This window comes from Halomonas sp. AOP5-B2-8, from assembly GCF_052376475.1.
Lineage (GTDB): Bacteria > Pseudomonadota > Gammaproteobacteria > Pseudomonadales > Halomonadaceae > Vreelandella > Vreelandella casei.
Window position 1 is genome coordinate 128,858 of sequence record NZ_JBQSVS010000001.1, and the last position, 25,129, is coordinate 153,986.

Below are 25,129 nucleotides of genomic sequence, written 5' to 3' on the forward strand. Positions count from 1 at the left end.
GTTTAATAGCCATCTGTAAAAAATTCATTCGTCGTCGTTGGCTTCTTGAAGAGCTTTAAGTGCTGCCTTATGTGTCCGTAATATTTTAAGCTTGGCATTCACATCACGTTTTAATTCAATTAACTCTTTGGGTGGCACGCCGTTGCTTTCACTGGCTTCTTTATAAATTGCTTTGGCTGCCCTGAAATTTTTCCTAGCGGTGAGCAGGTCTTGTCGCGTTTGCTTAAGTTTTTCAGACTCTCCCAAACCATATGCCTGGTGGTAGGCTTCAATTGCATCGTCGATTTTGTCAAACCAAGTGGCTTCGCCCTTGTTGATAAAGATGCCTGCCTGGCATAGCTCCCTAAGTATTCCCTCGCTATGCGAGACCATAATCAGACTGGCTTTTCCGGTCTTTTCTCGAAAGGCGGCTTTTGCTTTGGCTTTAAAGTTTTTATCGCCCACCGCAGTGGCTTCATCTGAGATGTAAACGTCAAAATCAAACGCTAGCGATAGTCCAAATGAGATACGAGCGCGCATCCCCGATGAAAATGTTCTTACTGGCTCATCAAAGGCTTTGCCTATCTCAGCGAAGTCTTCAACATATTTGATAACGCGTTTTACATCTTCACTGGAGCTGCCATGAACACGGGCCACAAACTTTACGTTTTGCCTGGCAGTCATGTTTTGCTGCATGCCTCCTGAAAGCCCAACTGGCCAGGAAACTTTGGTATGGCGAATCACCTCACCTCTTTCAGGCTTATCCATACCTGCTATTAAGCGCAGCAAGGTCGACTTGCCTGCACCGTTTGCACCTATCAGGCCAACGCTGACCTTGGGTGGGATGGTGAGATTGATATCTTTCAATACCCAGTCGCTACCGTGATGGTTATGGTAGCGCTTGTAGAGACTGCGAATTTCAATCATTTGCATTCTTAGTGATGGCTAGGGGATGAACGCTGCGCCTGTTAGGAGTGACCTTCATTTCTAACACTTAACACCTCACCGTCACACTCCTGCCTTTTCGCTGATAGAGGCTTTCGAGCTCTTCTTTGAGTGCTGCGCGGGCGGTTTGTTCACCGTGTACTAGGCGGATAGTGTGGGGCCAACGGCGCATACGCTTTACGAAGTCGAGCAGATTCTTTTGGTCTGCATGGGCGGAGTAACCACTGACCGAGGCAACGCCGGCTCTTATATCAATGCGTTGCCCATCGATATCGACCCACCCGCCTTGCGGGCCGTATTTCTGAATATCGCGCCCTGGAGTACCTGTGCCTTGATATCCAACAAACAACACTTGGTGGCGTACATCACCTAGCATGGCTTTCAGGTAATTCATAATGCGCCCGCCTGCACACATACCACTAGCAGCAATCACCACTGCTGGCCGGCCTGTTTTGGCTAAGTACTCGACAGTTTGCTCATGTTCTGCGTGACTATCAACGGTGTAGAGATTCGCAAAGTTAAGCGGGTGACGACCACTGCGCAGGCGGCGTTGGGCTTCTTTATCCCAGTAAGGTTTTAGCTCACGATATACCTTGGTAAAGCGTGCAGCTAGCGGCGAGTCCACAATGATTTCTAGTGAGGCCCAGCGCGATGAGTGCGCATGATGAATAATGGTTTCTAACTCATAGAGAAGCTCTTGCGTGCGGCCTATGCTGAAAGCTGGCACCATCACGGTACCGCCGTTAACGAGCGCGGTTTCTATCGCATTCTTTAATACCGCCTGGCGCTGGCGGCGATCAGGGTGAGTGCGGTTACCGTAGGTGCTTTCTAGCACTAGCTGATCACAACCGTAAGGCGATTGTGGCGCAGGCAACAATGGCGCATGAGGCGCACCCAAGTCACCAGAGAATACAACGCGCTCTTTTTCACCGGTAACGGCATCCTGATAAGCCACTTCAGCGTAACAAGAGCCTAAAATGTGCCCTGCCCGCTTCAGCTTTACGCGCGTTATTCCTACATTGTCAAAGGCAACACTGTGCCACTTGCCATAGGGCACGCTAACAACCTGCTGCCTTAACTGTTCCTGAAAGCGATTGATCAGTTTCGCATCGCGGGTAAAGCCTATTTTTAGCGCATCTTCAATCACAAGGGGCAATAGCGTGGCAGAAGGCTCTGAGCAAATAATCGGACCTGTGAAACCAGCCGCTAGTAAATAGGGCAGTCGCCCTACATGATCAATATGCACATGGGTGATGATCAGGGCTTTAACCGTTGAGATATCGAATTCAATTTTTAGCTGTTCGAAGCTATCTTTAGCGGCATCTTTTCCCTGAAAGAGACCACAATCAACAAGGAGAGAGTGTTCGTTATTCAGTATTAACTGGTGGCAGCTACCGGTCACACCGATAGCGCCACCATGATGAAGAATATCGAGCATGAGGCTACGAAAGATCGCTCCTTTTTAGTCTCGGTGATCTTTAATAATCATGAGCAGCATACTGAAGATAAAGGCAAGGAAGATGGCAATGATGGCGAAGACGCTGCTGTTGTAGAGCCGGTTTGGTTCTGTGGGATATTCCGGCAGCAGTGGGCTTTGCAGTACGCTTACCTGCTTAAGCTGGCGAGCGGCTTCTAAGCGAGTATTTTCTAGCGCAGCAAGTGCGCTGGAGTAGGTTTCCTGAGCAAACTGTGCTTGCAGTTCTAGCGTTTCATATTCAGCAGAAACACTGTTCAGCGAGCCACCCGATGCCTGTGCTATACGATCACGTTGTTCAATAATTTGGTCGCGTAGCGCGGTGATATTACGCTCAACTTGGCGCAACTCTGGTGATTGTTCGCTTTGGAAACTGGCGAGTGCGTTACGCTGCGCCTGGAAGCGTGCCAAGTCAGCTTCAAGTGTTGACACCACCTGATTAATACTTGCCACGGTATCAGTGGGCGAGACTAGACCAAACTCATTTTGGTACGCCAGCAAGGCGGCACGGGTTTCTTTAAAGCGCTCATCGAGTCGCACCATTTGCTGCTCTAAAAAGTGGACCTGCTCTTCGGCTAGACGATGACCCATTTCATTCATATGGTCTTCGCCAGCTTGCAGTAGCAGCGTGGTCATTTGATGGGCAAACTCTGGTGTATAACCCTGTACAGAAATATTAAGAACACCTGCGTACTCATCGAGCTCTATATTTACGCGGCGTAGATAGTATTTATGCAGGTCTTCAATCGGCGCGTCTCGATCATATAGCCTTGCGAAAATATCGCCGTGTTCGGTGTAGTGCTCTCGGATGTTTAGGTCTTCGTCTAGGAGGCGCAGCATATCCACTGACAATAAGTGCTCACGCAGCAACAAGAGATCTTTAGTATTACCAGCGCCGCCTCCCATTATTGATGACAGGCTAATTTCAGGGGCCGCCACTTGCGGGCTTTCCAGCACCACCGTGGCACGCGAAACATAACGCTCCTCTGCCCATACAAACCAGTAAAACGAAACTAAAATAATGGCGATAGCAGCCACGGCCCAGTGCGGCGACTTTTTTACAAAACTACCTATAGAACGTTGCATGGATTATTTTGCCTTTAAGCGATCAATAAAGCGCAGGTGCATTAACAGCCCCAGGGCAATAAGGGTGAATGTAAACAGCCAGAAATAGAGCATGCTAGTTCCGTGAACCACTTGATAATCCTCAAAAAAACCAAGACGAAGAGTTTCTAAACCATGGGGAATAGGGTTCAGCATGAGGTATTTTAGCAGCCAGTGAGGAAGACTATTGAGTGGCATAATCACCCCAGATAAAATCATTAGCGGCAGCGAGAGCATACGAATCACTTTGCCCACTTCTGGCACTAGAGTTGCTGCAACAGAGGTGACGAGCCCCAAACCCAAACCTAAACTCCAAAGTGATAACCAAGCTGCCAAGACTCTTATGGCATTATCGGGATACATATCCAACCCCAACATTAGCCCACCGCCAATAAAAATGAGGAATACAAAACTTCGTAACGCCCCTTCAAGAAAGCCACGTACCAGGACTGGATCGATGGGCTGCACTTGACGATAAGCAAATAATGATTTGTTGCCATCTATCGCGCCCATACCACGCATCATGCCCTCACGTACCAACCCAAACCCAAGCAGGCCAGCAATTAGCCAGGGTATAAACTCAGCATTAACAACAAGCCGGTCACCACGTATAAAACTTCGTACAGCAATCATAATACCGACGAATGCGACTGGCTCAAAAATCATCCAAAACCATCCCATGCGGTCACCCATCGTTCTGGAAAGGGCTTCACGCACGAACATGGCATACCACACACTACGGGTTACTTGCCACGGTGTGCGGGCACGCCGTGGCTCACTGCTTATATTTTCCATAGCGCTACTTTGTAAAGGAGTGAGGTGTGAGGTGTGAGGTGTGAGGTGTGAGGTGTGAGGTATTGACTCCCTCACACCTCACTATTTCCTTTTTTACAGATCTAAAGCGACTCGAGTTGTCACAGCGATTTGGAAAAGTATTCGGGTTAGCGTAGCCGCTAGCTGCAGATTATGTATGGGTGCGGCAGGCATCACCAAAATCTCATCACCCGGCCGTAGCGGTGAATTGCTGGCATGCTCGACTGCACCGTTCTGGCGGACCAATAAAATTTGGTCTTCATCAGCGCGCACAGTAAAGCCGCCAGCGCCTTGGACGTAATCGATCACGCTCATGCCGGGACGGTAAACAACGGCTTGGGGCACCAGGATTTCACCACTGATAAGTACGGAATCACTTATTTCAGGAATGGTAATGACATCACCATCCTGCAGGCGTATATCAGAGATACCGTCACTGTTAGCTACAACCAGTCGGCCGCTGGGCTCTAGGTCGCGAGCCCTTGAGATAAAACGCTCTATCAATTCGGCTTCTTGCAGGCGGATTTTCGCCTCTTCATCGGTCCGCGACTCTGCGCCCAAGTAGGTAGTTTCTAAGCGCCGTAAGCTGTCTTCAAGGGCCTCGGCTTGCTGCTGGCGCACGCTTTCACGCTGTAGAGAAACACTTTCTACTGCGGTCATGTTTTCCGGCACAGCTATAGCGTCCAGTAACTCACTTAAACGCGCATTGCGTGGCAGTGCATAGCGTGATGGCCCGTAGTAGCTGCCTTCCACTTCCACAACGATAGTCTCGCTACGCTGGTCTGCGCTGAATAGCACTTCATCGCCACTACGAATCATTTGGCCGTAGAACATGTCGATGGGGAAGTACTGAGCAATGGGCCCATCTTCACGGTCGCCGCGGAGTAGTACGTGGGAAACGCCGCTTTTAAGTCGTGCCAAATTAATTAGCTCAGCACCGCTTAGCTGATTGCCGACCAACTCATAACGGTGGGCACGATGCACGTCACCGCCTACTGCAATCGCGGGGCCACGCTCTTCTACCACAATGGTGTCGCCATCTTGGAACTGCGGGCGGGCAATGATGCCATCGATTAGAAAGTCATATAGGTCAACGGTTGCAACGGTGCGGTCATCACGCACCACCCTCACTTGGCGATAGCTACCAAGGTCTTGGTCAATCCCCCCGGACTGATCAAGGAAATACAGCAACGAGTCGTTGGGCGTACCTGCATAGCGGCCAGGATTTTCTACATAGCCCGTTACGTATACCGCAACTGGCTGCACGCCTTGCAGATTTGTATAGACCTCTACGTTATCCGGATAGACGGAGGTAATAGCACTGCGGACGCTGTTATCCACTTCCTGGCTGCTTTGCCCTTCTACATTTATCGGGCCAGAACCAGGAATAAAGATATTGCCCTGAGCATCTACCGGTAGCACGCGGTCAAACTCAAACGCCCCCCAGGCACGGACGGTGACTTGGTCGCCGGGTTTAATGCGGTAGTCTGGGTTAAGGCCATCGCCCATGGCGCCACGAAAGCCGCCAGTAAATAGATTAGCGCCAAATGGCGGCAAAGTATCGGTATCTTGCAGCGGCAACGTCACAGGGCCATAAGTACCGCTGCGCCAATCTGCACGAGGCGTATCGTTCACTTCGTCTTGCTGCTGTGCCCCCCCTTGCTGACTACTCTCAGACGGTAAAATAGTATCGGACAGGCTAAGAGACTGCGCCCAGGCTGCGCCGCCCATGACCGCGCTTAAAAAAGTAATAGACACGATTGCTGCGGTTTGCTTGAACATTAATAGCGCCCTTCAACTGTTTGCATGCCTATCTGCGTCACTACGCGTTGATTTACCCAGCCGTTGGGCGTTGCACAGACAAGAGCGCTGTTAGCACTGCCTCCTGCTGCAACTACGCGAAGCTTACGGCATTCACGCCCGCTGGCAGCTAAGTAAGACTCATCAGCAATAATCTCGACGTTATCACCCCACGGGCTGCGCGCCACGTTAAGAACTCCACTGGCCGGTGCTTGCGAGAGAAAATTATTGAGGCTTTCGTTTTCTAATAACGTCGCCGCATCATTATTCAGGACGTATCGCGCTTCTTGCTGATTACTACCAGAAGGGTAGCTTGTAGCACAGCCACTTATAGCGACCACACTCAGTGCTGTCAGCAGCATGCGCGCTGGCGATACAAATGAACGTTGGGATATTGGCATAATTGATTCCAGATGAAAGGCACGCTACCGCCCAGGGATTGAAACGGGCATATTCCCTTGCCCTACTCGATCTGTGCGGTTGAATGGGGTGGTGCACTATGTTCACACCAGGCTACCATTGTAGAGGATTACTGCCACCGCCTCCACATCGACAGCAGTTGTACTGACACTCATTTAAATTATGAAAACACTAACCCTTCAGAGAAAGAAAAACCGACCATTTTTCAATGATCGGCTGTCTATGGCCTGCTGAATAGGAACGCTTTCTTTACGAATGGTTCTCTTTCATTGGTAAGCGCCTTAGCCTTCCTGAATGAATACCCCACAAAATTGCCAACAAAAAGGCATATATCATGACGCCGCTATTATGGGTCATAAACACCTGCGACAAACCAAAATCGATATATGTTACGGGCAATAATACACCCGCCGTTGCTAACGCTCGGTCTGATAAACCATTCGCAGTGAGCCCTTTTGAAAACAGCCTTAACGGGATTAAATAAAGCGCAATCAGGACTGCCAGCCCTAGCAGGCCACGCTTAGCAAAAGCATCAATGAACTCATTGTGTGCATGGCCATACTCACCTATTTCACGTGATATGAAGCCTTGGTCGGATAATGCTAGCATCTCGTTCTTGTAGCCGTTGTATCCCCAACCAAGTAGCGGCTTTTCTTGGATAAGATGCGCCGCCCCACGCCACATTTCAAAACGCGCGCCTACTGATGTCGTGCGGTTCTCACCGGAAATATAAAGACTGACATCATTAAATGCTTCGTGAACACGCCCTTGCACACCTATTTGCGGCACGGCATACACAACGATAGCGCCTACAATAACAGCCGCTACCACCGCCGTTTTTAGCCTGACGGACAGATTTCTGCCATAGGCGCGGTAAAGCACTAATAAAACAATAGGGAAACCCACCCAGCCGCCTCGGCTACCTGAGAACAAAGATCCAAGAATGCCTGCTAGCGCCCCTAGCATTAAAAAGCACACCCACACGTGGCGATGTCGCTGCACAGTGGCCCACCCAAGTCCTGCTAAGCACATGACGCCAAGCAGCATGCTAAGGTTGCCAAATTGAATTACATACGTGTATCCCTGGGCCCGATCCACGCCTTCAAATAACTTTTGCCATCCTGCCCAGCTACCCGCGGCAATGGCACCAACAGCAAGACCACTCCATAGAAAAGCTCGCCTAGGCGGGAAGCGCAGCACCCACCAAAGCGCAGGTATCGCTAAAATAAAACGACTTGGCTTATCTAGCCCTCGACTACCCTGGCCATCCCACCAAACCTCTGCTAACGCAACGAGCGCATAGGCCAAAACAGCGCCCACTATCCAAGCATCTCCCTTTGAGAAACGCGGAACGCGCATGGTAAACAGCAGACCAAGCCCGCCTAACAGCAGCAACACTGCTCCCACTGAATAACCGCTAGGAATGACCAGCGCGATCGCACCGAACAGGAAAACGGCAACGCTAGTGTAAAACTCAGGAAAACGCGCTTGTACACTCATCGTAGAGGCACTCATGGATGGTCTCTCATCAAAATTCCTTACGGTACATACCAACAAGCAATCACAGCCAAAACTTAGCTGCCTTGCTATGCCTTATTTGAGAATTGCTGCCAACGCCACGTATCGATCATCATATCCTCGAGCGTTTTAACGGGTCGCCATCCTAAATCACGCTCGACTTTGCTGGCACTAGCCCAAAAAGCTGCTAAATCGCCTTCTCGCCGAGGAGCGTAGCGATGAGGGACTTCAACGCCTGTTGAGGCTACAAAGGCATCCACCATTTGCTTAACCGATATACCGCTTCCCGCGCCGAGGTTGTAACAATGAACGCCTGGGCTATCTAGCACCTTTAAAGCCACTCTATGCCCTATGGCTAAATCGACTACATGTAAATAGTCACGCACACAGGTACCATCATCAGTGGCATAGTCATCACCATAGATTGAGAGTTCCGGCAATGTTCCCGCCGCGACCTGGCTAATATAGGGCATTAAATTATTAGGAGTGCCCTGGGGAAGCTCACCGATATAGCCCGAAGGGTGCGCCCCAATAGGATTGAAATAGCGCAAAAGGCCCACCGACCACTGAGGGTCACTCGCGGAAAGATCTTCCAGCAACTGTTCCACCATGCCCTTGGAGGTGCCATAGGGGCTACTCGAAACGCCCCTTGCCATTGTTTCGATATAAGGTGGCTCAGCATCTACACCATAAACAGTCGCAGAAGAACTAAATAAGAGCCGCTTAACTCCTGCTTTCTGCATAGCGGAACATAAACAAATACTGCCGTAAACATTTACGTCATAGTAAGCTAAAGGGTTTTTAACACTCTCGCCAACTGCTTTTAATCCTGCACAGTGAATCACTGATTCAATAAGGTGATTTTGAAATATAGAATCTAACAGAGAAACATCACGTATATCACCATGATAGAAAAGGACATCGCGCTGCGTGATATTCTTAATGCGACCAATCACAGATTCGTTGCTGTTAGACAGGTCGTCCAAAATCACCACTTCATGACCAGCCTGAAGCAGCTCTACTGCTATGTGCGAACCGATATAACCGGTACCGCCTGTTAATAAAATCATATAACCCGCTCGTCAGTAAGCATTTGAGTGCTTAAAGCCTTTGAAAACAGTCATAAAAATAATTCTTACATCAAACCACAGCGACCAGTTATCGATATACCACAGATCATATTCAACTCGACGCTGCATTTTTTCTAGGGTCTCGGTCTCACCTCGCAACCCATTTACTTGCGCCCAGCCTGTGATACCAGGTTTGACTTTATGTCTACGCATATAGGACTCAACAAGCTCCTTATAATATTCATTGTGCGCTAGCGCGTGGGGCCGGGGGCCTACAATAGACATACGACCTTGTAAAACATTATAAAACTGAGGAAGCTCATCTAGAGATGTCCTTCGCAAAAAAGCACCAATCGGCGTTATACGATCATCGCTCTTTCGAGCCTGAGTAACCGACCCGCCCTCCTCTTGATGCACTTTCATAGACCTGAATTTATAGACTTTAAACACCTTACCATTTGAGCCTGTTCTATACTGCTTAAAGAGAACGGGGCCTGGCGAGGTAACTTTTATCATCAAGACAATAAGTAAGCAGATAGGTAAAATCATCAGCGTAATCGCAGCACCGAAAAGAATATCCTCCGTACGCTTGACGACTCGCGCCACACCGTTAATGGGCGAAACGCTCAAGTCAATCGCCAAGTGACCAGCCACTTCGCTGGTACGATGATTAAGCAGCCGCATATCTTTAAAGTCAGGAATTAAGCGTATCTCCTCGGTGTGATTCCTTAACACATAAAAGATATTATGCACCATCTCGCCCATTTCCAAAGGTGCACAGATCCAAACTTCAGAAGCGCTAGAAGCACTGATTCGTTCAGCTATCTTTTCAAGCTGCGCCATAGTCGGTATACCGTGTAAGCGCTCAACGCCGGCGATGGAATGCCCCTCCCAAGAGGCCGAACGCATTCCTTTAGCAACATGAAGTACATTGCTGCCGGGGCCAATCAAAAAAATGGGACGACGGGCACCACCTCTAATGCGAATTCTACGCAGCCCATACTGCACGAGCGAGCGCGCACCAGCCGCCAATAAGAAAGAAAGAACGAGCGTGAGCCCTACCCACAACCTTGAATAGCGGTCAGCCGCATGTGCAAAATAAATCAGAGAAGCGGAAATAACACCTACCACTAACCAAACCATTAACAACTTGCTAACAATGTGAAACGTAGACGATACACGCCATCTTTTATAGCTACCGGTCGAGCTATTGATCACGACAATCATCAACGATATGCAGGCGAGTGCTAATACATATCGCTCGTGCAGCTCAAAGGTGCCAAATCTTGAAACGTAAGCAACTGAGCCTGATAGGATAACGGTAAGTATATCCAGGATAGGGAAAATTATTTGGGGAGGATATCGTTCTGAAAAAATGATCCCCTTTTTGACGTAACTCTTCTTAAAAGTCATTTTCGCGCTACTCCGCTTATATATAACTTTTTAGCATAGGCAAATGGTTGGATCGTAATTACTCCTTTCGCATGCAAGGGCGCGGAACGCAGAAGAAGAAAAGCAACAGAGTATACGAAAAGGAAATTAACAATATTAGTGGATTTCGTCGTATAAGACTCTGTCAGGTTCGAAAACAAGAAAAGCATGATAAACGTAAACGCAGTGGCATACTCTGCAAAGCTCAACTTAGAGCCGAATAAACTTTTTATCACGAGAATGAAAATAGACAAATATAGGGCAATACCAATACCCCCACCCTGAACCAATACATCTATATAACCGTTATGGCTATCCTCAGGATAAAAATCGCCCATGCCTTCCATAGGTCCGATCAAAGAAAATCTTTCAAAAGTCCAGAAATTGTCAAGCCCATAACCAAACCAGAAATGCACGCCCTTGGCATGCTCTATTACAAAATCCCAAATCGTCAGGCGACCAGTTAGAGAAAAGAAATTTCCAAAAATACTTACACCATCCTCATTGGTATATAAATCGACAACCTCCATGTTGGAAACAACCAAATAAAAGCATAACAGCATCTCTAAAAAGAGAAGCATTACAAAAACTTTTTTATGAACAAAATTATCGTTGAGAACATAATAGACGAGATAGAATAAAATCGACAGCAGCGCCACAAGCACACCTGTTGCCAAGCCTGTGCGAGAACCAGCATTAATAGCCACCATAACAGCCGATATCAACACTAATCCAGTATAGATTCGAACGCTTTTATCTTTACTGCATAGCATGAGCAGTATTGACGACGCAATTAACAAAGAGGAAAGCCGACCCAAGGCATTTTTCTGATCAAAAATACCTTTCCAATCACCCCTAAACTTACCTAGCTCCAAGCCTATCCCTGGAAAAAATGACGAAACAACGATGTTAGCAATAAGCAACAAGAACAGCGCAATAACTAGTGTTTCAACAAATTCAATTACAGTAAGCTTATTAGCTATAAAACAAGCCATCATTACGACAAGAGTAAAAACCACCACCTTTACGACACTGCCGCCCCCGCCACCAAAGAAGAGATTTACTAAATAAATATATAAGAAAAAAGCAGGAAAAAGCAGCATTCCAATATGAAAGCTAATGCCACTAAAGAAAACACATATTGCAAAAAACAACAGAATTACTAACATGGCCGAGTATAGCTGGATAGAGCTTAGCACTCTATCATCCAAATTACCTCCGCTTAGAAAAAACCAACATCCTAAAAAAATTAGGATAACATTGAAAGCTTTCATCTCAACCTTCCTGGGTTAGCCACGATTTACAGTTCCAGCGCAATAGACGATTATTTATCAACACTTGTTATTCAACAGCAATTACTTCAACAGTCTTCTTTTTAATTTCTCGATGAAGCCCATCTCCCACCCCTTCCCCCAATGATGAATTAGATAAGTTTCCTCCTCTATATAAGAGTACATTAACTGTTTTCTATCGTGCGACTTAGCATAAGGGTTATACGGATAAAAATACTGCCATGGCAGCTGGTTAATTCCTTCTGCATTTTTCTTGACACACGTATTTGCTACTTCTGGCGCTATTAGAAAGGGTTTATTATCGTTATGACGCTGCTCTATCAATTCGATAGCATTATTAAAAAAATGATGCCCTGCAATACCGCCTACAACAGCAGTATTAAGCCTATCTTTGTCTTCATAACCCAAAAAGCATTGATTATCGAGCAGGGGCTCGAGTGACTTTACCACCTCCATATCGACATCTAGATAGATACCACCATGGTCTCGCAATACAATCATGCGTACGTAATCAGATAAGAAAGCCCATCGCTTCTTATCAATACAGTATTTAATATATGTATTATTTGTATCAATATTTTGCTCATTCCATTCAATCACTTCAAAGTCCGGCATATGTACTCGCCAGCTTTTCAGACACTCTTTGTATAGGAAAGTCATTTCATTCCCACCAAACCAACAAAAATGTATTTTTTTAGGAATCATAACTCACCGAATTTTGTTACCAAATTTAATTAAATAATATGGATAGTCTTTAAAATACCGTTTTGATAACCGACGGGGCTCCTTAAATATTCTGTAAAGCCACCTTAAGTGCAGCTTATTCACAAGTTCCGGGTAATAATCCAGCCCCTTCGCTTCTACAAGTTGATCTAAGTAACCGCCACACGTAAAGCCAGTACCTTTCCAGCCACTCTCCCTCATATCAAGAAGCACCCGTTCCTGCTTACCAGCCCCCATACCAACAATTAGGATATCAGTAGAATTTGATTGCTTAAGAAATAATTTATATTCATCGTCGCTATTAAAATAACCTGATCGAGCTAGCACTACCTGCAAACCTGGATACTTGATTTCTAAAAGCATTTTGGCTTTCTGGATATTATCTTCAGTGCCACCCACTAATGTTACCGTGGAGTTCTGCTGCAACGCATGATTGAACACAACAGGAGCAAGTGACGTATCATCAAAGCTAGTGCGCGTTATTTTTTTATTTTTGAAGAGACGCGCATAAATAACAATTGCGATTCCATCCGCGTAAAACTTTATCTTTGCGCACTCTTCGCTACTCAACTCCTGAGCAACCACTCCCAAAGAAAAAGGATTGATAAAACTACAATCAACCCCCTTCTCTTGTTGAAACTCCCTTTCTAACTTAACCATCATTCTTCACCGCATGTATTTTAGAAACTAAAGATGTTAACTATTAAACTTAACAGCCTCTCTCCAGTCGATGACTAAAAAGCCGAATTTCTTATTGACAACATACAATGCCACCACATTTTGTATCAACAAGCATAGTAGTAATGACAGCGCAGCACCATTAGCATTATACATGGGAATGAGCAACAGCGATGCTAGCCCGCCAATCACTACAGACCAAATGAGAATATTCCTTGCGGATTTTTGTTCACCCGCCATTAGCAGCAGTAATATGATAGACCCGGTCATAACATTTATCAATTGAGCAACCACCAAGATCCTTAGTACGCTACTTGCACCGCTGTAATCCGATCCAAATAGCCCCAGCACGGCTTCTGGCCACACAAGAAATACTGCCGCAGGTATGAATGCGGCACACGTCATTTGAAAAGCACTTTTCTGAGCTAACTCTCTTAGATTTTTTTGATCATTCTCATGCTGCAGTCTGGCAAATCTTGGCCCAAGAATACTATCGTAGACCGTTAAAATGAAACCAATAATCATTGCCAGCCTCAGCCCTAGGCTAAATATCGCAACATCGCGTTCATCGTGAAAAAAGCCTAGTACGATTCCAGCTCCCCACTGTGTATAGTAAAAAATGATGCCTACAAGTAAAAAATCGGGGAGACTTTTGTAAAAGCCTCTTGAAAAGCTCACTTTTTCTAGCGATACGAAGCGGCAGTCCTTGTATATTTTCAACACATACCATACAGCCAATAGTAAATAAAAAAACAAGATATACCCTAACGCCAAAACAAGCTCAAGAGCATTAAATTTATAATCAAATAGGCTACCAAGCATTACGAGAATACTCAGTATAATTGAAATACAGCCTATCTCAAAAAAACATGAAATATTTGCCCTTCCCCAACCTTTCATAAGAAAATTACATAAATAAATAACGCTATAAAGCGGAGATATGATAGCCGTTACTTTCAAACTTTCAACACCACTCTCAACTGAAGAGAATAGTACTTGAGCAATCGCAGGGGAAAAAAACCAGAGTAAAATTGAAAACAAGCAGCCTACTAAAATATTAACGAACATTGAGCGCTGATAAATCCACTTTATCTCTTCTTTATTACCATTAGAGGTTGCTATCCCCATAAACTTAAGAGTAGCTCTATCTGTTCCGAGGCTGGTAAACACTTGCCCCCCTATCATCACAGACAGGCACAGCATAAATGCGCCAAATGCTTGAACGGTTACAAATGTAGCCAAGACATAAGAGAGTAAAAAAGTCCCTCCAGCCGCGATACCCCTGGCAGAAAAGGTAGTTAGCAGCTGGCTTTTCATGACTTTTTTGACAAGCATTCTACATTTCTCTTCTAGATTTAAAAAACTAAGTATAATATATTTCGGAGATGTTTTTAGGGCTGAATCATACCTGTTTGTTTAGAAGCATGTAACACGTAACTTCTCATCACGTCACTTAACCCATTTTCGAGTAATTTATACCTAGCTATTGCGTGATGTATCAAGATGGGTTCGAAAAAAAAGCTCTCGCTGTCACGGCGAGAGCTTACATTAAGCAGACTATCTCATTGATCTACATATTATATACGAACATCATATTTTTACTCAAAAAAGATAACGCGCTCCTGCCAGCCAATACGTTCTATCAGGCAGGCTTTGGTGCCGTATGCTAGGTGCATCGCTATCAGCCAGCTCTACAAACACATCAAACGCGCTAGACACCTTATAGTACGCACCTGCTGCCCAGGCATTGCTTTCTTTACCTTTATCCCTGTCTACGTTGTAGTAGTCTGCTGCAAATGCCCAAGGGCCGACGGTATAAGTGGCGCCAACGCCTGCAGTGTCGAACCCTCCTCCGTAGGTGTCACTATCCGCTTGCGTTTCCACCCCAAGGCGTGCAGACAACTGATCAGTGATGTCATAGGCCCCTATTAAGCCATAGAGCATTTCACCATTACCACCGCCGCGCACGGCATTTTCTACCGCACCCAGCCCGACTTTAAACGGGCCATGCTGATAGCGAACACCGCCCTGTGCAGCAACGACGTCACCCTCACTGCGCTGCTCTGCGCTCACCAGACCTCGCTCACTGTAGTGCTTCAATTGTAGGAAGCCAGTGAAGCCGCTCAACTCTGGCGTGTTATAACCTATGGCGTCCCCCCTTGATTGCAGGCCAGTTGAGTTAAAGAGCAAGCCCCGGTCTAGATATACGTCAAAGGGCGCCGACACAAATTGGTAGTAGAGGCTATCGAAGTTACCAGCCTGCAGGGTTCCATAACGTTTGCTTGCTAATCCAATATAGCTCTGACGAGTCTCCTTAAAACCGCTATCGCGCTCATCGCCCGAGAACCGCCACTCTAGACGCCCGAAAGCAGTTAGATCCGATGTCACCGCATGGCTCATTCGAAACCCTAGGCGTGAATAGACGTCCACAAATTCAATGCCGTTATTTATCTTGTTACCTGCAAGATCAAACTCAGGGCCGCCACCTGCAATCCCCATGGCAATACGACCATAGATATCTAGCTGTGTACCGTCTTGATTATAAAGTGGTGTGGCTTGAGCTGCCGAGATCCAAAAACTGCCGCTGACTACAACGGCTAACAGCCTCTTTTTCATTATCACTATCCCTTACCTTTATTTTATGAGCATTTTTTAATATTTTTGCATAAAAGCAATGTTATATTATTTCTTAAAATACAGAAAGATGCTATAGATTTCCGACCATCACTAACATCTACTTTACAGCCTTTCATATATACAAAAAAACCGGCCTCATAAGAGGCCGGTTCTATTGGTTCTGCTAGGCAGCTACCCTTAAAGCAAGGTGGTTAAACCAAGCTTAGAAGTGGTAACGAGCGCCTGTCAGCCAGTATACGTCGTCAGTCAGGTCGCCAACTACGTCACCTAGATTGGTGTTGCTGTTGATGCGGTTAGATGCATCAGCATCAGCGACTTCTAGGAATACGTCGAAGCTGCTAGAAACGTTGTAATAGCTACCCAGTGCCCAGGATTTGCTGGTTTCTTCACCGTCACGCTCGACGTTGTAGAAATCACCAGTGAATGCCCAAGGACCGGTGGTGAAAGTACCACCTAGGCCAACTTTGTCGTAGCCATTTTCGTCGCTAGCGCCACGAAGATCGTAACCGCTGTTGTTTTCACGAGTTTCATAACCAAGACGTGCAGAGAACTGGTCAGTGAAGTCGTAAGAGCCGATCAGGCCGTACAGCATTTCGCCGTTACCGCCGCCACGCTTCACATCTTCAACGAAGCCTAGACCAACAGTCACAGGACCTTGTGCGTAGCGAACACCACCTTGTGGTGCAACTACTGAACCTTCGTCAGAAACTTCACCGATCTGTACGCCGTCTACTACTTGGTTTTCAAGCAGGCCGCGCTCGCTGTAGTGTTTCAGCTGCAAGAAGGCAGTGAAACCGCTCAGGTCAGGCGTGTAGTAACCGATAGAGTCGCCACGTGACTGTTTCGGATGACCAGCAAATTCTAGGCCACGGTCGATGTAAACATCGAACGGCAGAGAAACGAACTGGTTGTAGAAGCTGTCAAAGTTACCCGCTTGGAAAGTACCGAACTGGTCACTTTGCAAACCTAGGTACGCTTGACGAGTTTCCGAGAATGCATCGAAGTTGTTACCGTTGCGGTTACCAGACTCATCAGCACGGAAACGCCACTCAAGACGACCGAAAGCAGTCAGGTCACGAGAAACTTCGTGGCTCATGCGTAGACCAAGACGAGAGAAAACGTCTACGAATTCAGCGCCATCATCAATACGCTGACCAGCGCTGTTGAATTCAGGGCCGCCACCAGCGATACCCATGGCGATGCGGCCGTAGATATCCAGTTTAGTACCGTCTTGGTCGTATACAGTTGCTGCTTGTGCTGCAGCAGAGGCACCCAAGGCACCAACGATAGCAGTCGCTAAAAGTGTTTTTTTCATGATGTAAGTTCCTTAACTCGTATACTGTTTCGATCGTTGCTGCTCGGCTCTTAATAAGCCGGCAGGTGGCTTTTGCGGGCCATGCTCTTTTCCCATCCGCCGGTTTTTCCCGGAGGTATGCGGCATGTCCTCAACTAAGCCTTGTTATAGTCCAATGCTCGCAGGACAAACTCTATACCGGGATTCCTATGAACGCAATAGAAAAAAACAGTGTTTCTTTACTATTTGCACTTTTTTATGGAACCCCTACACCGTCACCCGGTCTCAGCCGCCCTTGAACTTCTGCTGTAAACCTAGCAATTTGTCTTCCATGCTAAGCGAGCTACGGGACTCATTGTTTTCCACATCAGGCTGCTTAGCCACCTTCTGGCGGCTTTCTTCAGCTGCCAGAGAGGGCTTTTTAGCTTGAGCTTGCTTTGGCGACTTACTTACTTTCGGCTTACCATCTTGCGACGCACTACCTTGCGGCTCACCGCGTTTTTCTGATGCATGCAATGCTGCTTGTTTATCCACATTTCCCGCAGGTTGCCCATCTAAATCAACCCGTTCAGCGCCAGCTCGGACTGCTTTGATATAGCGCGGCAGATTAACATAGTTAGCCAGGGCACGCCGTACAAGCTTGCTCGGCCATGCTTCGCGCTCAGCTAAATCTTGATGAATCCCCACTTTCAGAGGCTTAGTATGGCCTTTGAAGAACGCTTTCGGGTAGCGCTCGTACCATTCATTAAGTAGCGCGTGTGGAGAAGGTGCTTGCGGCGCTACGACAGCAGGCTGCAGTGCCAATGATTCATTTTTGTGCGTTTCATCTGGGCCTTCACTGCTTACTCGCTCTTCAGACGAATCACTAGATGACGCTTCAGCGGGATTTTCAACTTCTTCAGCTTCAGCTTCAGCTTCTTCAATTATCGCACTGCCTTCGGTGGCAGCGACTGCTTCGGCTGCAGGAGAGTTCTGGGACGTTGCCGCACTTGGCTCGCCCTGCGGTAGCACATTGTTGCCTACTAACTGCTTTAAGCGCTGATTTTCCTCACGCAGGGCCTGTAGCTCAGCTTGGGTGCTCTCAAGACGCTGTTCTAAATCATCTAGCATAGTTATTAAGCTGGCGGCCATAGCCTTCTCCTTTGACCTTATCAGTCGGCAGTGCGCTCGTAGACGACGAAATCGTAATTTGGTTGCCCTTCCGCTGGCTGCCCCGCTACGCGCTGTACTTCGCGCCACACCCGGCCATCAATTTCCGGAAACGTGGCATCACCCTCTACGTCACAATCCACTTCTGTTATATAGAGCCTCTGAGCAAAGGGTAACGCCTGGCGATAAATCTCGCCGCCCCCCATCACCATAATCTCTTCTGCTGCCTCAATGGTGGCATGCTGGTCGGCTAGTGCAAGTGCTGCTGGAAGATCATGACAAACACGCACGCCTTCGTGAACAAACTCAGCATTACGTGTTACCACAACATTGAGCCGATTCGGCAGCGCTTTGCCAATCGATGTAAACGTTTTGCGTCCCATCACCAACGGCTTTGCCTGTGTCATACGTTTGAAGAATTTTAAATCTTCAGGCAAATACCATGGCAGTTTCCCCTCTACGCCAATGACCCTATTTCGCGCCATAGCGACAATCATAGCCACCGGCACTAATGGGTCGACGTTATTGCTCATACCGCCACCTTCGCTTTGATGTGAGGGTGCGCCTCGTATGCGTCAATTTGGATATCTTCAAACCGGAACGCAAACAAGTCGTTTATCTCTGGATTAAGCACCAGCTGCGGCGCTGCCTTCGGCGTGCGGGCCAGCTGTTCTTGTGCCTGCTCCATATGATTACTGTACAGGTGAGCGTCGCCCAGCGTATGAATAAACTCACCAGGCTGAAGGCCAGCCACCTGAGCCACCATCGTTAGCAGCAGCGCATAGCTGGCGATATTGAACGGAACACCTAAGAAAATATCGGCGCTGCGCTGATAGAGCTGGCACGACAGTTTTCCGTTAGCCACATAAAATTGGAAAAGACAGTGGCACGGCGGCAGCTGCATTTCATCTACCTGAGCAGGGTTCCAGGCAGACACAATCAACCTGCGCGACTGAGGCGTCGTGCGGATTTGTTCCAGCACCTTAGCGATTTGGTCAACGCTACCGCCCTTAGGGTCAGGCCAGCTACGCCATTGATAGCCGTAAACGGGGCCCAGATCACCGTTTTCATCTGCCCAGTCGTCCCATATCCGCACGCCGTGATCTTTTAGATAAGCGATATTAGTGTCACCTTTCAAGAACCACAGCAGCTCATGGATAATAGAGCGCAGGTGCAGCTTTTTAGTCGTCAGCAGCGGAAAGCCACGCGACAAATCAAAGCGCATCTGATGGCCAAACACGGAGCGAGTGCCCACGCCGGTGCGGTCATGGCGGTCAACGCCATGCTCTAAAACGGTCTGCATCAAGTCTAAATAGGGTTGCTCTAGCGCGGGCGTTGTAGCAGTCACAGAATTTCCAAATTAACAGGCGATGTAGCGGTTCATTTTAGGCGGAGAGGTCATAGGGGGCAATGTGTAGATCGCCCCCCGCCTGCACTCAACCTACTAATACTTACCCATTGGTACTTTGTAGTTGAACATCAACTGGCTGAGAGCGTGACCAGGCGATAATTAATAGGCCTAACGCCATCATCGGCAGCGTTAACAGCATGCCCATCGTGACCCAATCGAAAGCAATAAACCCAATATGGGCATCCGGCAGGCGAACAAACTCGACCATAAAGCGGAAAACGCCGTAGCAGACTAAGAACATGCCTGAGATAAATCCGCGTGCGGTTGGCTTGGCAGAAATCCACCACAAAATGGCGAAGAGCACCGCTCCTTCCAGTAGCGCCTCATAAAGCGCAGAGGGGTGACGCGGTTCAGGCCCCATACCTGGAAATGGCATGCCCCAGGGCAGCGACGTTAAACGCCCAGGCAGCTCATGATTAATAAAATTACCGATACGCCCCGCACCTAAACCAATCGGCACTAGCGGCGCGATAAAGTCTGTCAGCGTTAGAAATGCCATTTTTTTTCGTCTTGCGAATATCCAGGCCGCGAGCAATACGCCGAGCAGCCCGCCGTGAAAACTCATCCCGCCATCCCACACGCGGAAAATCCACAGAAGATCGGCTGACCACTGCCCCAATCCATAAAATAACGCGTAGCCCAAACGTCCACCCGCGACGACACCTATCGCACAATAGAAAAGCAAGTCGCCGATATCATCATTATTGAGACCTAAGCGTGATGCGCGCCGGCAGCCAAGCCACCAGGCCGCTACAAAACCTACTACATACATCAAGCCATACCAATGGACTTGCAGTGGGCCCAAGGAGATAGCCACTGGGTCAATCGTCGGGTAGTTAATCATTTACACTCTCTAAGCTGACTAAAAGGATCAATTATTGAGGGCCGTTCATATACCAGACAGGGCAGCACGGCTACCCCAGTGAAACCGGCAGCCAGGGCTCATGTAGAAGCATCCACTTTTATCGTGCCAGGAAACCAGTGCACGATCATATTGAGCAGTGTTTCTGGCTGGTACGGCTTGGCTAGCAGGTCATCCATACCGGCTGCTAGGCAGGCTTCGCGCCCTGCATTGTCGGCATTAGCCGTTAGCGCTACCAGCACACTTCTACCGTACTCATGTGTACGCTCATAATCGCGCCAGAGCTGGCTCGTTTCGAGCCCATCTAGCGTAGGCATAAAAATATCCATAAATACTAAATCAAACATAGTGCTTTGCTGGCGCTCAAGCGCCTCTTCCCCACTGCTTACGCCTTCCACCTGCAACCCTTGGGCCTCCAGCATTTGACTCGCCAACATCAAATTAACCGGCCCATCATCGACAACTAGCACGCGCAAATGTCGCTGCGGCGCATCAGTATCAAGCATAGGCTGACTACCCTGCTGGCCACTTTTATCATTGTCAGCATTTTGAAGCGCCAGACTAGCGAGCAGTGACCGAATATCTGAAAGGCGCTCACCCACATCAAACACCCACTGTCGGCAGCCATTCGTCAAATCCTGCTCAGCGGTCGTATTCAGATACTCGAATAGCTTATCAGTCTCATTCTGCAGCAGCGCTAAGTAGCCAGACTTTAACCGCGATTCTTCGCGCGCCCGCTCACGTCCTGTCATTAGATGCTTCAACTGGCGCTGCTGATGCTGAATATCGTCCAATAGCGACTGCTCATGCTCTTGCTGTGCCTGTTGAGCGGCGGCACTGGCGGTTTGTGAGCAGACAATACAGGGTTCAATCTCGGCTAATACCACATTAACGCTGGCCAAGCGCTGAAGCGGGAGTTGAGACTCGTCGGCAGCCTTAAGTGGCGCGCGCCGATGTTCTGGCAGCGAACGTGACGCCGTAGCTAATAGCGCCTGACTGTGCCGCTCAAGTTCAGCAAGCTCTTGCATAAAGCGGCTATCTTTACGCCGTGCACGGGTTTTAATCAGCATCAGGAAAGCACCGACATTCAAACTACTGCCGATCAGCATTGCCAATGCCAGCCAGAGCATAGTGCTCCATGACACGTAGCTTGGCGACATCCACCACACCATCGACGCCACGGCGAGGCACAGGAATATTAGCGCTGCTTGTAAAAACAACAGTGGCCAAAGGAACGGCCATATAATGGCTTCCCAAAAATGCTCCCTTTGATAGCGTTGCGTCATCTCGCCTTCCTGATGGCCATACGGCCTGTGATAATGATACCGGCCTAAGTGTACGTCTACACTTCGTTACTGTCATGCAGGCCGTTGACTGAACGCTTTTTACTTTCTGATCTGTGAGTTTACGCTATGTGCTTAATTACGTTCGCCTGGCAACCCAGCACCTCCATGCCGTTACGTCTCATCGGCAATCGCGATGAGCTCCACGCGCGACCCACCGCACCGCTTGGCTACTGGGAAGCAAGCGCTGACGTTGTAGGCGGGCGCGATTTAGAGGCTGGCGGCTCGTGGCTGGCGGCCAAGCGAGGCGGTGTCGTGGCCGCACTGACCAATGTCCGCGACCCTCAGCTCGTCGTACCGCCCGGCGCACCAAGTAGAGGTGAGTTAGTAGCGGATGCCCTGAAATGTAATGATATTGACGAGTGGCTAACAGTGCTCAGCCAAGGCGATGCTTTACGCTATGCGGGATTTAATTTGCTCGTAGCAACACCGCAGCGCCTTTGGCTCCTGCATCGTAGCCAAGAGCACCTTACGCTCAATGAAGTGCCCCCTGGCGTGCACGGCTTATCCAACGCCAACCTTAACTCACCGTGGCCTAAGCTATTGCATGTACGCAGCGCACTTGAAAGCGCACTTGAAAGCGCATTTGAAAATGCACTTGAAAACGGTTCCTCTGAAGATTGGCCCATCGCCGTTCAACAAGCGATGCAAAATCCGCAGGAAGCCGCTAACGAAGAACTGCCCGATACGGGGATAGGCCTTGCACTAGAACGCCAACTCTCCGCGGCGTTTATTGTTGGCGAGCGCTACGGCACACGCGCCACATCGTGGCTCACGCTTGATGCCCAAGGCAATATCGACATCACTGAGCAGCGCTTTGGGCCGCTGGGGCGCAATGAAGGTAAAACCTCCCTAGCACTACGCAGCAGCGTGTGATGAAGCCCTGTCTAGTCTCGCGGCGGCATCAGGTGCGACAACTGCCATTCGTCTAGACGGCTCTCAAGATGCGCATGCACCAAGGCAGGCGTATCCAACGTCATGACTTCTTTGAGCAACTGCTGGGCATCCGACAGCGGCACTCGACGGATGGCTGCGCGCACTTTAGGCAGGCTGGGCGCATTCATTGAAAGACTAGTAAAGCCCATCGCCATCAGCAGCAGCGCCCCGGCCGGGTCCCCGGCCAACTCACCGCATAGCGAAATAGGTTTATTGAGCCGCTGAGCATCGTGGGAAAGCTCCTGCAAGGCGCCCAGCAGCGCTGGATGCAGCGCATCGTAAAGGCTGGATACTCGTGGATTATTGCGGTCCACCGCCAGCAAATACTGAGTAAGGTCGTTGCTACCCACGGAGAAGAAGTCGATACGCTTGGCCAAGGCGTCCATTTGATAAATGGTCGCAGGCACTTCGATCATTACCCCCACTTGAGGCCGGATGACGCTGATACCTTCCTCGCCTAGCTCCAAAATAGCGCGGTCCAGCAGGCGCAACGCCTCATCCACTTCTTCTACGTTGGTGATCATCGGAAACAGAACGTAGAGATTATCCAGATCGACCGATGCTTTTAGCATGGCGCGCAGCTGCACCATCAGCACTTCCGGGTGATCCAGCGTGACGCGCATACCGCGCCAGCCAAGAAACGGATTAGCCTCTTCAATCGGGAAGTAGGGCAAATCTTTATCGCCACCGATATCCAGCGTACGCATAACGACTGGCAGCGGCGCAAAGCCTTCTAACTGATCGCGGTAAAGGCGAGTCTGTTCTTTTTCGCCGGGGAAGCGCTCGGTAATCATAAAAGGCACTTCGGTACGATAAAGGCCTACGCCGCCTATGCGACTTTTCAGCAGCGCGGTGGCATCTACCGCAAGCCCGGTATTGACCATTAGCGGCATGGTATAGCCGTCGGGCGTTACGCTGGGCAAATCCTGCTCATGTTCCAGAAACTCGCTAAGCGCTTTCTCTTCAGCAATCAGGCTTGCGTAGCGCGCGGTCAGCTCGGGCGCTGGGCGTACAAACAAGCGGCCGCGATGGCCATCTAGCACTACGGGCGCTCCGCCTAGACGCGGCAGCGGCAAATCCACCATACCTAGCACGGTCGGGATACCCATCGCACGGGCGACAATTGCCACATGAGAGGTGCTGGAGCCACGCACTGACACCAACCCTTTAAGCTTATCGCGAGGGACTTCACCCAGCATAGCAACGCTAATTTCATCGCCCACTAAAATGGCGTTATCGGGATAGGTTTCCGGCGTAGAGGGCGTATCTTCCTGCAGATGTGCAAGCACGCGGCGGCCTAGGTCACGAATATCTGCCGCGCGCTCACGCAGGTAGTTATCGTCAACTCGCTCTAAATACTGCACGTGACGACGCACTACATCGGCCAGAGCACCGGGCGCCCACTGCCCTTCACGAATACGCTTTTCAACTTCATCGGCTAGCGCTGCTTCGCCAAGCATCTGCTGATAAACATCAAATAGCGCCAATTCTTGAACCGATATGCGGCTTGCTAAACGCTCGGCCGCCGCGCGAATTTCGCTCCGGGTTTTGCCAATGGCCTCTTTCAGGCGAGCGACTTCGTAATCCTGATCGCTAGGGACGAGATCCGGCACGCTATTCAGATCAGCTGGCGGAGTAATGACCACCGCTTCACCCATGGCCATGCCTGGCGATGCCGCAACGCCTTTAAACATTGCCTGGCCACCCGCAAGCGCCGGGCGCATTAGATTACCGGTTGCCAAGGCATGCGCCAGCACGCCGGCCAACTGGGCGGCCATCGTGACCAGAAAGGCTTCATCTTCATCATCATAACTACGTTTTTCAGCCTGCTGAACGACCAATACGCCCAGCATATGACGCTGGTGAATGATCGGCACGCCTAAGAAACTTGAATAGCGCTCTTCACCTGTGGACTCAAAATAGCGAAACTGCGGGTGAGCATGGGCATCTTCAAGATTAAGCGGCTCGCTGCGCTTGGCCACTAAACCAACCAGGCCTTCACCTAACGGCAATACGACGCGCCCCACTGCCTGAGTGCGCAGGCCAATAGTTTCCATCAATACCAGTGAATCCAGCGCTTTATCATAAAGGTAGAAGGAGCACACATCGGTCTGCATCGCTTTACGGATTCGACGTACCATCGTAGACAACGCGGCATCAAGGGTACGCGCGCCATTCACTTCCTGAATAACACGGCGCAGCACCTCAAGCATGGACGTTTTACCTTTCACTGTTATTTGCCTCGCTGAG

At 49.0% G+C, this 25,129-nt stretch carries 22 protein-coding genes; 1 reads left to right on the forward strand and 21 read right to left on the reverse strand.

Annotated features, from left to right (window positions below):
* Positions 1 to 24 precede the first annotated feature (24 nt).
* The 20 genes from ACT3RP_RS00540 to ACT3RP_RS00635 all read right to left on the reverse strand — a co-directional run bounded on the left by ACT3RP_RS00540 (position 25) and on the right by ACT3RP_RS00635 (position 21,886).
* Positions 25 to 906 carry an ABC transporter ATP-binding protein gene (locus tag ACT3RP_RS00540; protein WP_444624324.1) on the reverse strand — a complete coding sequence of 294 codons (882 nt, stop codon included), beginning with the start codon at positions 904 to 906 and terminating at the stop codon, positions 25 to 27.
* Positions 907 to 973: 67 nt separating this feature from the next.
* The gene (locus ACT3RP_RS00545; RefSeq protein ID WP_444671672.1) at positions 974 to 2,362 is read right to left on the reverse strand and encodes an MBL fold metallo-hydrolase; all 1,389 of its coding nucleotides are present in this window, start codon (positions 2,360 to 2,362) and stop codon (positions 974 to 976) included.
* 24 nt (positions 2,363 to 2,386) lie between these two features.
* Positions 2,387 to 3,484, reverse strand: coding sequence for a KpsE/RkpR family capsule polysaccharide export protein (locus ACT3RP_RS00550; protein WP_193062332.1), 1,098 nt, complete (start codon positions 3,482 to 3,484; stop codon positions 2,387 to 2,389).
* Between the two features lie 3 nt (positions 3,485 to 3,487).
* Positions 3,488 to 4,297, reverse strand: coding sequence for an ABC transporter permease (locus ACT3RP_RS00555; protein WP_193062330.1), 810 nt, complete (start codon positions 4,295 to 4,297; stop codon positions 3,488 to 3,490).
* 93 nt (positions 4,298 to 4,390) lie between these two features.
* Positions 4,391 to 6,046, reverse strand: coding sequence for a polysaccharide biosynthesis/export family protein (locus tag ACT3RP_RS00560; protein WP_444671770.1), 1,656 nt, complete (start codon positions 6,044 to 6,046; stop codon positions 4,391 to 4,393).
* 50 nt (positions 6,047 to 6,096) lie between these two features.
* Positions 6,097 to 6,516, reverse strand: a complete 420-nt coding sequence (locus ACT3RP_RS00565; RefSeq protein ID WP_192535862.1) for an RT0821/Lpp0805 family surface protein — start codon at positions 6,514 to 6,516, stop codon at positions 6,097 to 6,099.
* Between the two features lie 268 nt (positions 6,517 to 6,784).
* Positions 6,785 to 8,050 (reverse strand): O-antigen ligase family protein, encoded by a 1,266-nt coding sequence (locus tag ACT3RP_RS00570; RefSeq protein WP_192535861.1) that lies wholly within the window; start codon positions 8,048 to 8,050, stop codon positions 6,785 to 6,787.
* 71 nt (positions 8,051 to 8,121) lie between these two features.
* Positions 8,122 to 9,123 (reverse strand): UDP-glucose 4-epimerase GalE, encoded by a 1,002-nt coding sequence (gene galE / locus ACT3RP_RS00575; RefSeq protein ID WP_192535860.1) that lies wholly within the window; start codon positions 9,121 to 9,123, stop codon positions 8,122 to 8,124.
* Positions 9,124 to 9,135: 12 nt separating this feature from the next.
* Positions 9,136 to 10,536 carry an undecaprenyl-phosphate glucose phosphotransferase gene (locus ACT3RP_RS00580; RefSeq protein WP_192535859.1) on the reverse strand — a complete coding sequence of 467 codons (1,401 nt, stop codon included), beginning with the start codon at positions 10,534 to 10,536 and terminating at the stop codon, positions 9,136 to 9,138.
* Positions 10,533 to 11,828 (reverse strand): O-antigen ligase family protein, encoded by a 1,296-nt coding sequence (locus ACT3RP_RS00585; RefSeq protein ID WP_193062328.1) that lies wholly within the window; start codon positions 11,826 to 11,828, stop codon positions 10,533 to 10,535. The genes ACT3RP_RS00580 and ACT3RP_RS00585 overlap by 4 nt, the downstream gene beginning before the upstream one ends.
* Positions 11,829 to 11,909: 81 nt before the next feature.
* A complete protein-coding gene (locus tag ACT3RP_RS00590) occupies positions 11,910 to 12,551 on the reverse strand; it encodes a glycosyltransferase family 32 protein (RefSeq protein WP_193062326.1) in 642 nt (213 codons plus the stop codon).
* Between the two features lie 3 nt (positions 12,552 to 12,554).
* Positions 12,555 to 13,232, reverse strand: coding sequence for a WecB/TagA/CpsF family glycosyltransferase (locus ACT3RP_RS00595; protein WP_193062324.1), 678 nt, complete (start codon positions 13,230 to 13,232; stop codon positions 12,555 to 12,557).
* Between the two features lie 33 nt (positions 13,233 to 13,265).
* Positions 13,266 to 14,582 carry an oligosaccharide flippase family protein gene (locus tag ACT3RP_RS00600; protein WP_193062322.1) on the reverse strand — a complete coding sequence of 439 codons (1,317 nt, stop codon included), beginning with the start codon at positions 14,580 to 14,582 and terminating at the stop codon, positions 13,266 to 13,268.
* A gap of 267 nt (positions 14,583 to 14,849) precedes the next feature.
* Positions 14,850 to 15,863, reverse strand: a complete 1,014-nt coding sequence (locus ACT3RP_RS00605; protein WP_483393040.1) for a porin — start codon at positions 15,861 to 15,863, stop codon at positions 14,850 to 14,852.
* 223 nt (positions 15,864 to 16,086) lie between these two features.
* Positions 16,087 to 17,199 (reverse strand): porin, encoded by a 1,113-nt coding sequence (locus ACT3RP_RS00610; protein ID WP_483393041.1) that lies wholly within the window; start codon positions 17,197 to 17,199, stop codon positions 16,087 to 16,089.
* 264 nt (positions 17,200 to 17,463) lie between these two features.
* Positions 17,464 to 18,309, reverse strand: a complete 846-nt coding sequence (locus ACT3RP_RS00615; protein WP_193062316.1) for a ProQ/FINO family protein — start codon at positions 18,307 to 18,309, stop codon at positions 17,464 to 17,466.
* A gap of 20 nt (positions 18,310 to 18,329) precedes the next feature.
* On the reverse strand, positions 18,330 to 18,860 hold the full coding sequence (locus tag ACT3RP_RS00620; RefSeq protein WP_444671667.1) for a dihydrofolate reductase: 531 nt from the start codon (positions 18,858 to 18,860) through the stop codon (positions 18,330 to 18,332).
* On the reverse strand, positions 18,857 to 19,675 hold the full coding sequence (locus tag ACT3RP_RS00625; RefSeq protein WP_444624700.1) for a thymidylate synthase: 819 nt from the start codon (positions 19,673 to 19,675) through the stop codon (positions 18,857 to 18,859). Before ACT3RP_RS00625 ends, ACT3RP_RS00620 begins: the two co-directional genes overlap by 4 nt.
* Before the next feature lie 103 nt (positions 19,676 to 19,778).
* Positions 19,779 to 20,582: a prolipoprotein diacylglyceryl transferase gene (gene lgt, locus ACT3RP_RS00630; protein WP_483393042.1), complete on the reverse strand. Its 804-nt coding sequence runs from the start codon at positions 20,580 to 20,582 to the stop codon at positions 19,779 to 19,781.
* A 98-nt stretch (positions 20,583 to 20,680) separates the two neighbouring features.
* Positions 20,681 to 21,886, reverse strand: a complete 1,206-nt coding sequence (locus ACT3RP_RS00635) for a response regulator (protein ID WP_483393043.1) — start codon at positions 21,884 to 21,886, stop codon at positions 20,681 to 20,683.
* A gap of 126 nt (positions 21,887 to 22,012) precedes the next feature.
* Here ACT3RP_RS00635 and ACT3RP_RS00640 point away from each other — a divergent pair, with 126 nt between their 5' ends.
* The gene (locus ACT3RP_RS00640; protein ID WP_483393044.1) at positions 22,013 to 22,819 is read left to right on the forward strand and encodes an NRDE family protein; all 807 of its coding nucleotides are present in this window, start codon (positions 22,013 to 22,015) and stop codon (positions 22,817 to 22,819) included.
* 11 nt (positions 22,820 to 22,830) lie between these two features.
* Here ACT3RP_RS00640 and ptsP read toward each other — a convergent pair whose 3' ends face one another.
* Positions 22,831 to 25,092: a phosphoenolpyruvate--protein phosphotransferase gene (gene ptsP, locus ACT3RP_RS00645; RefSeq protein ID WP_483393349.1), complete on the reverse strand. Its 2,262-nt coding sequence runs from the start codon at positions 25,090 to 25,092 to the stop codon at positions 22,831 to 22,833.
* Between the last annotated feature and the right edge of the window lie 37 nt (positions 25,093 to 25,129).

Bases quoted from the DNA above. Each gene is read 5' to 3' on its own strand.
- ACT3RP_RS00540 (WP_444624324.1), bottom strand. From the start codon at position 906: ATGATTGAAATTCGCAGTCTCTACAAGCGCTACCATAACCATCACGGT.
- ACT3RP_RS00545 (WP_444671672.1), bottom strand. From the start codon at position 2,362: ATGCTCGATATTCTTCATCATGGTGGCGCTATCGGTGTGACCGGTAGC.
- ACT3RP_RS00550 (WP_193062332.1), bottom strand. From the start codon at position 3,484: ATGCAACGTTCTATAGGTAGTTTTGTAAAAAAGTCGCCGCACTGGGCC.
- ACT3RP_RS00555 (WP_193062330.1), bottom strand. From the start codon at position 4,297: ATGGAAAATATAAGCAGTGAGCCACGGCGTGCCCGCACACCGTGGCAA.
- ACT3RP_RS00560 (WP_444671770.1), bottom strand. From the start codon at position 6,046: ATGGGCGGCGCAGCCTGGGCGCAGTCTCTTAGCCTGTCCGATACTATT.
- ACT3RP_RS00565 (WP_192535862.1), bottom strand. From the start codon at position 6,516: ATGCCAATATCCCAACGTTCATTTGTATCGCCAGCGCGCATGCTGCTG.
- ACT3RP_RS00570 (WP_192535861.1), bottom strand. From the start codon at position 8,050: ATGAGTGCCTCTACGATGAGTGTACAAGCGCGTTTTCCTGAGTTTTAC.
- galE (WP_192535860.1), bottom strand. From the start codon at position 9,123: ATGATTTTATTAACAGGCGGTACCGGTTATATCGGTTCGCACATAGCA.
- ACT3RP_RS00580 (WP_192535859.1), bottom strand. From the start codon at position 10,536: ATGACTTTTAAGAAGAGTTACGTCAAAAAGGGGATCATTTTTTCAGAA.
- ACT3RP_RS00585 (WP_193062328.1), bottom strand. From the start codon at position 11,828: ATGAAAGCTTTCAATGTTATCCTAATTTTTTTAGGATGTTGGTTTTTT.
- ACT3RP_RS00590 (WP_193062326.1), bottom strand. From the start codon at position 12,551: ATGATTCCTAAAAAAATACATTTTTGTTGGTTTGGTGGGAATGAAATG.
- ACT3RP_RS00595 (WP_193062324.1), bottom strand. From the start codon at position 13,232: ATGATGGTTAAGTTAGAAAGGGAGTTTCAACAAGAGAAGGGGGTTGAT.
- ACT3RP_RS00600 (WP_193062322.1), bottom strand. From the start codon at position 14,582: ATGCTTGTCAAAAAAGTCATGAAAAGCCAGCTGCTAACTACCTTTTCT.
- ACT3RP_RS00605 (WP_483393040.1), bottom strand. From the start codon at position 15,863: ATGAAAAAGAGGCTGTTAGCCGTTGTAGTCAGCGGCAGTTTTTGGATC.
- ACT3RP_RS00610 (WP_483393041.1), bottom strand. From the start codon at position 17,199: ATGAAAAAAACACTTTTAGCGACTGCTATCGTTGGTGCCTTGGGTGCC.
- ACT3RP_RS00615 (WP_193062316.1), bottom strand. From the start codon at position 18,309: ATGGCCGCCAGCTTAATAACTATGCTAGATGATTTAGAACAGCGTCTT.
- ACT3RP_RS00620 (WP_444671667.1), bottom strand. From the start codon at position 18,860: ATGAGCAATAACGTCGACCCATTAGTGCCGGTGGCTATGATTGTCGCT.
- lgt (WP_483393042.1), bottom strand. From the start codon at position 20,582: ATGATTAACTACCCGACGATTGACCCAGTGGCTATCTCCTTGGGCCCA.
- ACT3RP_RS00635 (WP_483393043.1), bottom strand. From the start codon at position 21,886: ATGACGCAACGCTATCAAAGGGAGCATTTTTGGGAAGCCATTATATGG.
- ACT3RP_RS00640 (WP_483393044.1), top strand. From the start codon at position 22,013: ATGTGCTTAATTACGTTCGCCTGGCAACCCAGCACCTCCATGCCGTTA.
- ptsP (WP_483393349.1), bottom strand. From the start codon at position 25,092: ATGCTTGAGGTGCTGCGCCGTGTTATTCAGGAAGTGAATGGCGCGCGT.